This window comes from Vibrio sp. V03_P4A6T147, from assembly GCF_002241085.1.
Classification (GTDB): Bacteria; Pseudomonadota; Gammaproteobacteria; order Enterobacterales; family Vibrionaceae; genus Vibrio; species Vibrio anguillarum.
The window spans coordinates 1-11,117 of the sequence record NZ_NDIO01000347.1 but is presented as its reverse complement, the minus strand read 5'-3'; the positions used below and the strand labels follow the sequence as shown (position 1 = coordinate 11,117).

Genomic DNA, 11,117 nt, shown 5'->3' with positions numbered 1-11,117 from the left:
CATTTCCAAAAATGATTTTTTAAATAAACCGCCACAAGCGGACACTTTCACAACAAATTGTTTCAAGATGTGCCAAGACAAAACAAGTTAAAACAAGCCGCTCGTCAAGCTTAGTGACGTCAAATTAAAGTCAAGAAAATCATAATTATTGACTGCTTCGCAACTTAATCTAAAAACTTCGCACAACTTTTGAGCCTGCCACCCATGCACATTTTTATTTCATAGTGCATGGTTAAATCAGCTCATTTAGCCCTTGTAAATCGTATTTTTTGAGGTGGATTTATGTTTGATTTAAACGGTGAATGGCGATTGAGCTCACCCGAGTATCCCGATATCCAAATCGCGATGACACTGCCCGGTGACCAGTATCATGCATTACTGCAAGCGGGTTTGATCCCTCATCCCTATTATGCATCCAATGAGTCTCAGGTTCAGTGGGCTGGTTTATGTCATTGGGTATTAACAAAAGCGATCACTTTAAATGCGGCAGACCTTCAGTGCCCAAACCACTTACTGGAGCTGAATAAGGTCGATACGTTTGCTGATCTATGGATCAACGGACAGAAGGTTTTACAGTGCCATAATGCTTTTCAAACCTATACTGTTAATATTCGCCATTATCTGCAAATTGGTGTAAATCATTTTGAATGGCGATTTGAACCTGCCGCTTCGGTAGCCAAGCAAAGAGCCGATGAGCTGCCCTTTCCCATTCCGTGGGCGCAAGGGAATAATCAACTTCCTCACATGAACACCGTGCGAAAACCTCAATGCCACAGTGGTTGGGATTGGGGTATATGCCTTGCTGTTTGTGGTATTTTTGCACCAATGCAATTAAAAACGGTACAAGAATATTCACTGCTGGGTGTGGATATTGAACAAGTTTGGCATGCTTTAACACACGTTACGCTGCACGTGAGAATACGGCATAGCGAATCGCTCTCCACACCCATCACACTTACTTTTGGCGATCAAACTATTACGATCGATAGTGAGGCATTTTGCAACCAAAGCAGTGTAGATATTGATGTTCACCATCCGCATCTCTGGTGGCCAAACGGTTACGGTGACCCTTATTTATACACACTGTCTATTACCATGGCACAGCAGCAGATCAACCGCCAAGTTGGCTTAAGACGTCTCACGTTGCGCACTGAGAAAGATTCCATCGGCAGTGAAATGACCTTTATCGTGAATGAGGTCTCGATATCAGTGAAGGGCGCGAATTGGATACCAATGGACGCCATGCCAAGCAAAGTCAATTTTTCCCGTTATCAACAGCTGTTACGAGCCGCACAAGAAGCTCACATGAATATGATTCGTGTGTGGGGAGGGGGTGATTATGAACACGATCATTTTTATCAACTTTGCGACCAACTCGGATTATTAGTCTGGCAAGATCTGATGTTTTCCTGTGCACAATACCCTTCAACACCGAGTTTCTTAGAAGAGGTAAAGCAAGAAGTCACACAACAAATACAACGTTTGAAGCACCATGCTTGCCTTGCCATTTGGTGTGGTGATAATGAGGTGATTGGTTCATTAACTTGGTATCCAGAATCTCGAGAAAACCGTGAAAAATACCTAGTCAATTACGACCGACTCAATCGTTTTTTAGAAATCCTCGTCAATGAACAAGATCCAAGTCGCCGTTTTTGGGCAAGCTCACCTTGCAATGGTGAATTAGATTTTGGTGACGCTTGGCATGATGATAATAAAGGTGACATGCATTTTTGGGATGTGTGGCATTCAGGTAAATCCTTTGACGCTTACCATTCAATATCCCCACGATTTTGTTCAGAATTCGGTTATCAGTCTTGGCCTTCATTTAGTGAAGTGAAGCAGATTATCCCAGAAAGCGGCTGGAATATCAGTGCGCCTCATTTTGAACATCACCAAAAGAATGCTCGTGGTAATAGCATCATCACCGAAATGTTTACTCGCTATTTCCGTTTCCCGAATGGCTTCCAGCAGATGCTTTATTTGAGCCAAGTTCAGCAAGCCATGGCGATTAAAACGGCTGTCGAAGCGTGGCGGGCAACCTCACCGATTTGTCGTGGCATATTATATTGGCAACTCAATGACAACTGGCCCGTCGCGTCTTGGTCAAGCATTGAGTATTCTGGACGCTGGAAGCAATTACATTATCACGCCAAACGGTTTTATAACCCGCTTTTGGCCTGTTTTTCTGAAGATGAGAAACACCTATCACTGAGAGCCATTAATGATGCGCCCGGTGAGCAATACCTTGTGGGTGACATATATTGGTTTGGATGGGAAGGAGAATTGCGAAAGCATTGGTCAATCAATGAACGACTGCCCCAAGAGAGTAACCAAATCGTGTGGCAACACACAATAAGGGATTTCACACCAGAAAAAGGAGCGATCTACTTTGTCAGTACGGATGGCCAGCGGGATAATTTTTGGCTGCCGGATGTACCCAAACGCTTGCCCTTAAAATCGGCTCGCATATTGTGTGAATATCGTGCGGGCAGTCTCTGTTTGACCACTGACCGACCTGCACTTTACGTTCATCTAGAACATGACAACGTACTACAATTTTCTGACTCCAGCTTCTTTTTGCTCCCCAACCAAATGCGGACAATCGCCTTTAGATCAGACGATAAATCTCACTTAAACTGTACTATTTATCAACTGGCTGAATGAACTGAGCCGAATAAAGACAAACGCTCAGCCTTAAGGAAGGAAACGAAAAAGAGCTGCGCATCAAGCAGCTCTTTGCAAGCTAAACCATTTTTGCTAATGCATGTTAAACATTGGCTCATGTCAAACACTGACTAATGTTGAACACCAGATGGGTTTTCACCAAATTCAGTATGTTGATAAATATCTGCAAGGGTTTTTGCACGTTTTGCTGCCTTGCGTCGTTTCGTTGGTTCAAAGTATTGCTCGACCTGCTTCAATGTCTCTTCATGGTCTTGCGCGGATTGGACAAAGTCTGGGTTGGCTAACGCTTCTTGGCGAAGGCGGTTAACTCGTTCTAGCGTTTCCCACAACATATTTCACCTCCAACGTCACTGTGCATACATACAGCTTAGTAAAGAGTGACATAATGTCAAACAATTAACTGTGGATTTATACAGTTAATTAAAATAAATGCTCATTATTTCAATGAGTCATTAATCTGCGAGGCCTCTTAAGGTGCGCACGTTGATTCTCGAAGCACCAGCTTACCTAGATAGCGATGTATCTTGGCATCATCCGAGCCCTTCCCTTCAGCCAATTGTAGGGCCAAGGCTACTGCATCCTTCGTCAGTTGCTCAATAGGAAGCGATATTGTTGAGAGATTGGGCACCGAATACGCAGCCGCAGGCTCATCATCAATCCCCATCACAGAGACCTGATTGGGTACCAAAATGGCACGTTCGTAAAGTGCGCGCATTGCTCCTAGTGCCATATCATCGTTACAGGCAAAAATAGCGCTGAACTCACTCTGTTGTTCTAATAACCGTTGAACCGCGGCATAACCCGCCAGCATAGAATTATCACCTTCAACAACGAGCGTGTGATTGATCTCAATACCAGCCTGCTGCAAGCCTGACTGGTAAGCAGCAAATCGCTGTTGTCCTGTATCACTGTCCAAAGGGCTAGTGATGCAAGCAATGCGGCGATGGCCAAGTTCAAGCAAGTGATTAATCGCTAAAGAAGCGGCTTGATGCTGCTCAAAACCAAAACTATGCAAACCGACCTCTTCCAAGGTTCGATTGAGTACAATCAGTGGCACTGAAACATCAGATTGCAATGATGCCAGCTCATGATTCGACAAATGGCGGCTGTAAAGCATGATGGCGTCACAACGCTGAGTGAGCAATGAGCGCACTGCTGCTAATTCGCCTGTCGCATTATCGTGACTGTCCATGACAAGTAAGGTCTTACGTGCTTGCTCGGCACCTTGTGCTGCTTGATGCAATAAGCTGCCAAAATAACTCCCTTGAAACTGAGGAAGTATCAGCCCAATCGCATTTGCACTGTTTGTGGCTAATGCTTGCGCCAACACATTAGGTTGATAACCCAAGGTGGACATGGCTTGTAAAACGGCTTCTCGCGTACTTGCTTTTACTTGGCCAGTTTGGTTGAGTACGCGCGATACGGTGGCTTTAGACACGCCCGCTGCTTTACAAACGTCATTGATTGTCGCCATGGTGACTCCTAATAAAAACCCCCGACTCTTGGAAGCCGAGGGAGTTTACCTAATTTCCTAAGCTGGATGAACGCTCTCAATCAACAATTATTATTGTCATTCCACGTTTATAATTGTTCGCCATTGGTTTTGATCACGGACTGATACCAGTAAAAGCTTTTCTTTTTTCTGCGAGCCATTGAACCAGAACCATCATCGTGTTTGTCTACATAAATGAAACCGTAACGTTTTTTATATTCACCAGTGGTGAACGACACACAATCGATGCAGCCCCAAGGGGTGTAGCCCATGACATCAACGCCGTCTATAGCAATGGCCTTCTTCACTTCTCGTATATGTGCTTGTAAATACTCAATCCGATAATCGTCTTGCACTTGGCCTTGCTCATCGACTTCATCGATCGCCCCAAAACCATTTTCGACAATAAAAATCGGTTTCTGGTAGCGTTCATACAACTCAGAAAGCGCGTAGCGAAGCCCTACCGGGTCAATTTGCCATCCCCAATCAGACGCTGTGAGATAAGGGTTTAAGCGACTTTGTTTAAATAAACTGGTTGTTTCACCTTCAGCGTTGCGATCATCAGAGACAATATTTGTCATGTAATAGCTGATCGCAAGGTAGTCGGCACAACCCTTACGCAGTATCGCTTCATCGCCATCGAGCATATCAACGGTTATCGATTTTCGCTCCCATTCACGCCAAATATAGCTTGGGTAATAGCCACGAACTTGCACATCGCTGAACAAGTACTTCTCTCTCATCATTTCTTGAGAGCGGATCATATCTTCTGGACGACACGACGCGGGATAAAGCGGCATCATATGAATCATGCTACCCATTTGAAATTGAGGGTTGATCTTATGACCAAGATCGACCACTAAAGCACTGGCAATAAATTGGTGATGCATGACTTGGTACATCACCTGCTCTGGGTTGTCATGTTCAGTGAAGATCACCCCTGAGTTACAGTAGCCAAACAGTGGGAATTCCCAATTTCGCTGGTTATTGATCTCATTGAAGGTAATCCAGTATTTCACTTTCTGTTTATAACGCTCCATCACCACTTGGCTAAAGTTAACGAAGAAATCCACAAGCTTGCGATTTGCCCATCCCCCGTATTGTTGTACAAGGTGGAATGGCATCTCAAAATGCGAAAGCGTAATAACTGGCTCAATGCCGTATTTCAGCAATTCATCAAAAAGATCATCATAAAATTGTAGCCCTGCTTCATTGGGCGAGACTTCGTCACCTTGTGGAAAAATACGAGTCCAAGCAATTGAGGTTCTAAAACATTTAAAACCCATCTCAGCAAAAAGTGCAATGTCACCTTTGTAATGACTATAAAAATCAACGGCTTCATGATTAGGATAGAAATAATTTGCATCCACACCGGAGGTCATCACCCTAGGTACTTCATGCGCTCCTTTTGAGAGCACATCGACAATGCTGACTCCTTTTCCACCTTGGTTCCATCCACCTTCAACTTGATGTGCTGCTACAGCCCCACCCCATAAAAAATCTTTTGGAAAACCATTCGTTGCCATCGTCATCTACCTCGTCTTTATTTGCTGACTCAATGTACCCTTATGTCGATCTAATATGCTATTTCACGCCATGTGGACACGTTGTATAGAAATACATCATCGCTTTGCTACTTTGCGTGACATCATAAACGATTATCGTAAAAATGTAACCGGTTTCGGAAACCGGTTACATTGAAATTAATAATTCTAATGTTCTCGGAAGAAAATACGCACTATTTGTTACTGACAAGTGGCAAACAGAGACATTCCGTAGCACTTTTGCTGTGACTACTGTATGCTTGCGCCTTTCCGCAACGTGATGCGGATCACTTCCTTATTTACATATCGAGACATTTTAATGAGTTTTGCCTCTCTGGGTTTATCCCATGCCATCCTGAAAGCCGTTGCTTCTCAAGGTTACGAAACACCATCGCCAATTCAGGCGCAAGCTATTCCAGCCATTCTTGAAGGCAAAGATGTGATGGCAGCGGCCCAGACAGGTACCGGGAAAACAGCAGGATTTACCCTGCCCATTTTGGATCTATTAGTTAAAGGCCCAAAAGTAGGCCCCAACCAAGTGCGTGCATTAATTCTGACGCCGACACGTGAATTAGCGGCGCAAGTTGCCGACAACGTGGCAACTTACGGACAAAACCTTCCACTACGCTCTGAAGTTATTTTCGGCGGTGTGAAAGTTAACCCACAGATGATGAAAATGCGTCGTGGAGTAGATATTTTGGTCGCGACACCGGGTCGACTGCTGGATTTATACAACCAAAATGCGATTAAATTTAACCAATTAGAAATTTTGGTCTTAGACGAAGCGGATCGCATGTTAGACATGGGCTTCATTCGTGACATTAAAAAGATCCTTGCACTGCTGCCAGCAAAACGTCAAAACCTACTCTTTTCGGCCACTTTCTCTGATGAAATTCGCCAACTTGCGAAAGGGTTAGTTAACAACCCAGTCGAGATTTCGGTTACGCCACGCAATAGTACCGCCAAAACCGTCAAACAGTGGGTGCATCCTGTAGATAAAGCGAAAAAACCAGCGCTATTGATTCAACTAATCAAAGAAAATAATTGGCAACAAGCGTTGGTATTTACACGAACTAAACACGGCGCTAATCGCTTAACCGCACAACTTGAAGGCAGTGGCATCAGCGCCGCCGCTATTCATGGCAACAAAAGTCAAGGCGCACGTACTAAGGCATTGGCCAATTTTAAAAGTGGTGAGATCCGCATTTTAGTAGCAACGGATATTGCCGCTCGCGGCATTGATATTGACCAATTACCACAAGTGGTAAACTTTGAATTGCCTAACGTCCCTGAAGATTATGTTCACCGAATTGGCCGTACAGGCCGCGCAGGCGCTGAAGGCAATGCGATCTCTTTGGTCTGCGCCGATGAAGCAAAAGACATGTTTGCCATTGAGCGCCTTACCCAAAATTTACTAGAACGAATTGAGGTTGAAGGCTTTGCGCCAGTGAACAAATTACCGGCATCTCCTTCGCTACAACCGATTAAAGCGAAAAAGCCGAAAAAGAACAAACCAGAACATAATGACGGACAGCGCTCTGGTGATGTAGCAAAAGGTCACAGCATAAGCGCGAATACCAAAACTAATGACAGAAAGCCGAAAGCGGCCAATTCCACTCGTTCAAACAGCAACAAACCAAGTGCAAACCAACCCACGAGAAGCGGATCGGCTGGACAAAATAGACCTCGTAGAACAAAATCGCGGCGAGCTGATATTACTCACTGACTACGACTCTCTGATTAAAAAGTAAAGGCCACTCTCATCTAGTGGCCTTTTTGCTTTTACGCGCCTTTGGGCGGTGTGAATGCGGTTAGAGGAAGTGGCTCTCCTGTATATTTCTCTATTTTCACAATTGAAGAGTTACCAGCACAGCCATTGGCTAACCTTGAAGTAGGTATGTCAGCGGTCAGTACGTTGCATCCTCCGTTTTTACATAAACCATGAGGTTTATCAAAATCAGGCCATGCCCCTTCATGAATACAGACCGAACCTTGCTTAATTCCATCCGTGATCAGCGCGCCAACTAAGACTTGGCCACGTTGATTATAAGCACGGACAAGATCGCCATCTTTGATCCCTCGAACTTTTGCATCTTCTGGATGAATCCAGATCGGTTCACGGTTTGCTATCGCATATTGCTCGCGTAGTGCCGCATAGTTTAACTGGCTATGGAGACGATGAGCCGCATGCGATGTCATCAATTGCAGTTCATCGGCTTGAGCATTCCCTACCCACTCCGTTGGCGGCATCCACATAGGATGTGGCGGGCAATCGCTATATTTGAAGCCTTCGATGGTTTTGGAGAAGATCTCAATCTTGCCACTTGGTGTACCAAGAGGGTTCAGGATAGGATCCTCTCTGAAAGAGGAATAACGCACAAACTTCGCGTTCGCTTCGTTCCATTTCATCTCAATGAGCTGATTTTGTTTCCAAAAATAGCTGAAGTTAGGCATTGCAATCCGATTCTGGCGACCGATAGCTTGAGCTCCTTTATAGAAACCAGCCAACCATTCCATTTCGGATTTATTTTCCGTATACACTGCACGTCCGCCCGGTTTTAACAGCTCCGCCATATCAGCAAATACATCAAAATCATTTCGCGCTTCAAATTGAGGCTCAATTGCTTGTTTCATCGGCACTAAATGTTGATTGCTATAATCCCCTGTCATGGTGAGATCATTACGCTCAAATGACGTCGTGATGGGCAGTACAATATCAGCGTGTTTTGCGGCCGCAGTCCAATAAGGCTCAGATATAACGATGAGTTCCGGCTTTTGCCACGCTTTAATCAAACGGTTGGTATCTTGGTGATGAGTAAAGTTTGCACCGCCTGCCCACCAGATCATTTTGATGTTAGGAAATGTTTTCTCATGCCCGTTGTGTTGATATTGACCGGATGGGTTTTCCAACGCTTCAACAATACGAGCCACAGGAAAACTATTTACTGCTCCAGAAACGGCCCAATCATTACCCGCAGATGAACCACCATCAATAGCCGCTGATATAGCAGGTAAAACACCCGCAGTTCGCGTTGGGTTACCGCCATTGGAATAGTGATATGAAAAACCAAACCCACCACCGGGTAAACCGATCTGCCCTAGCATTGCAGCCAGAGTGACAAGCATCCAGTGTTTTTGTTCACCATATTGCTGACGTTGGATTCCCCAACCAGCCATGATCATAGTTCTATTTTTGCTAAAAATATCAGCCAATAGCTCTAGTTGTTTGGCAGGAACGCCACAAATTGCCTCAGCCCATTGTGCTGTCTTTGGCGTGCCATCAGAATGACCTAGCAGATAAGCTTCAAACTTGTCGTAACCAGCGGTGTATTTATTCAAAAATTCGAGGTTATGTTGGCCCTTTTCAACTAATGAGTGGGCGATCCCCAACATCATCGCAACGTCAGTACCAGGATGCGGTGCAATCCACTGAGCGTTTTCACCAAAAAATTCGATGGTTTCCGAACGCATAGGATCGATAGCGATAATGGTTTTTTTAGAATGTTTGAGTTGATTAAAAAACTCAAGCCCCGCGCCGTCGGTACTGCTCCATGCTATTTTCAGTGTATTAATAGGGTTAAGCCCCCAAAGCACCACAACATCACTACTTTCAAGTACAACAGGGTAAGTTGTTTGTTGTTCATACACTTCTATTGAGCCTACAACGTAAGGCATGATGACTTGCGCAGCACCCGTAGAATAATCACCTAAATGACCCGAATAGCCTCCCGCCATACTCATATAGCGTTGCAGTAGGGTTTGGGCTTTATGTAAAATCCCACTGGATCGCCAGCCGTAAGAGCCCGCAAAAATTGACTCGGCTCCATAAGCAGTGCGAATACGGGCATGCTGTTGGTGGATTAATTGCAGCGCTTTTTCCCAACTAACGCGGACGAACTCATCGTCTCCTCGTTTACCATCTGGCATATGGGGATTGGCTAGAAAACCTTTACGCACCATCGGGTATTTGACCCGCGCTTGAGTATGCACTTGATCTGGCGCTGAGGTTTGTAGACTATTGGGTACGGTTTGCGGCAATGCATTCTTGGAGGAAATAATTTTCCCATCCTTAACTTCAACCAGCATAGCGCCCCAACGCCCAGCAGTCAGTACACCAGCTCCTCGCGGTGCGGAAGCGAGAACTGGCATAGGTTTAACCGAAAAAATAGCGACCGCACCTGCAGTTGCACCAGCGCTTTTTAGAAAACTTCGACGTGTGAGAGTAGTCATCACTGAATCCTTATTTCATTTTTTATTGGGCAACAACATCTTTCGCATTATATTGGAAATATTTCGTGAGGATTTCTAGATCCTCTGCGGAAATAGAGGTACGGTCCCCCATACTTTTTGCCACAGAAGGCCACGCGTTAACCGTAAAATGGTTACTCGGAATTTTGGCATGACATGTTGAACAGTAAACATTGTCCAATTGCTCAGCGTATGCCCAAAGCGAATCCATTTTACCCAACACTGGCGTGTCGATGTCCCCGGCAAGTGTTACTTGACGCCACTGATTTCCGTAGGCATCTTCGTTATACTCTTTTACGCTCAATGCTTTTTGCCCTGCTTCAGTTAACATAGCAATCACAGCACGCTTACCTTCACCCATATACAAGACTTGTTCTGCACCTTGCATCTGATAACCACTCAATTCAACGGTGCGTTTGCCATCGCTTTCATTCAATACTTTCAGCGGCGTCGCTGGATTGATCGTTCCGAAATCAGAAATGGACGTAGATTGCATCGCATAAACAATAGAAGTGCCCACAGGGGTTAACTTAGCCTCTTCGACTAAATGGGCTAATGCTTGGCTGTCCATTTTGACTTCAGGAAGCATGTGCGCCACACCTTTATGGCAATCAATACAGGTTTGATTATTGTCGATACCGTACTGATGCATTTTTTGTGCTTGCACCGTTTGGTCGTAAATCTCCATCGCATCTTCACTGTGACATGAACGACAGGTCGCAGAATCGTTCGCTTTTAATTGCGCCCAGACAGTTTCAGCCATCTCGGCTCGATGCGCTTCATACTTTTCAGGTGTGCTGATCTTCTTGGTAATAAACTCATGATAGATATCTTTGGACGCCCTGATTTTAGTGACTAAATAATCCATAGTATCAGTGGGTATATGGCAATCAGCACATTCTGCACGGATGCCTTTGGCATTGCTGAAGTGTACCGAGCCTTGATACTCCTGAAAGGGTGCTTGCATAGTATGACAAGAGAGACAAAATTCCATACTCGACGTTTTTTCTAAGATGACATGAGTCCCTCCAAGGCTAAACCAACCGAGCAGCACCCCAATAGCAAGAACTCCCACTATCATTCTTTTTTTAATATTCATTATTCCTCACAAATCTCAACGGATGTGGTTTTGACAGAACACGTTGCAT

The 11,117-nt window shown here is 44.8% G+C and carries 7 protein-coding genes; 2 read left to right on the top strand and 5 right to left on the bottom strand.

Annotation, left to right across the window (positions count from 1 at the left end):
- Positions 1–282: 282 nt before the first annotated feature.
- Positions 283–2,664, top strand: a complete 2,382-nt coding sequence (locus B9J84_RS13545) for a glycosyl hydrolase 2 galactose-binding domain-containing protein (protein ID WP_094124362.1) — start codon at positions 283–285, stop codon at positions 2,662–2,664.
- Positions 2,665–2,795: 131 nt separating this feature from the next.
- Here the strand turns inward: B9J84_RS13545 and B9J84_RS13540 are convergent, their stop codons facing one another.
- From B9J84_RS13540 to B9J84_RS13530, 3 genes are all read right to left on the bottom strand, one after another.
- Positions 2,796–3,017, bottom strand: coding sequence for a hypothetical protein (locus tag B9J84_RS13540; RefSeq protein ID WP_094124361.1), 222 nt, complete (start codon positions 3,015–3,017; stop codon positions 2,796–2,798).
- 137 nt (positions 3,018–3,154) lie between these two features.
- Entirely contained in the window at positions 3,155–4,159 is a 1,005-nt protein-coding gene (locus B9J84_RS13535; RefSeq protein ID WP_094124360.1) for a LacI family DNA-binding transcriptional regulator, read from the bottom strand.
- A gap of 107 nt (positions 4,160–4,266) precedes the next feature.
- Positions 4,267–5,703 (bottom strand): 6-phospho-beta-glucosidase, encoded by a 1,437-nt coding sequence (locus B9J84_RS13530; protein ID WP_094124364.1) that lies wholly within the window; start codon positions 5,701–5,703, stop codon positions 4,267–4,269.
- Between the two features lie 274 nt (positions 5,704–5,977).
- Between B9J84_RS13530 and B9J84_RS13525 the strand changes: the two genes are divergently transcribed.
- Complete coding sequence (locus B9J84_RS13525) at positions 5,978–7,447, top strand: DEAD/DEAH box helicase (protein ID WP_094124359.1); 1,470 nt, start codon at positions 5,978–5,980, stop codon at positions 7,445–7,447.
- 56 nt (positions 7,448–7,503) lie between these two features.
- Here the strand turns inward: B9J84_RS13525 and B9J84_RS13520 are convergent, their stop codons facing one another.
- On the bottom strand, positions 7,504–9,951 hold the full coding sequence (locus B9J84_RS13520) for a trimethylamine-N-oxide reductase 2 (RefSeq protein ID WP_017050542.1): 2,448 nt from the start codon (positions 9,949–9,951) through the stop codon (positions 7,504–7,506).
- A gap of 22 nt (positions 9,952–9,973) precedes the next feature.
- Positions 9,974–11,068, bottom strand: coding sequence for a NapC/NirT family cytochrome c (locus B9J84_RS13515; protein ID WP_094124358.1), 1,095 nt, complete (start codon positions 11,066–11,068; stop codon positions 9,974–9,976).
- Positions 11,069–11,117: the final 49 nt, after the last annotated feature.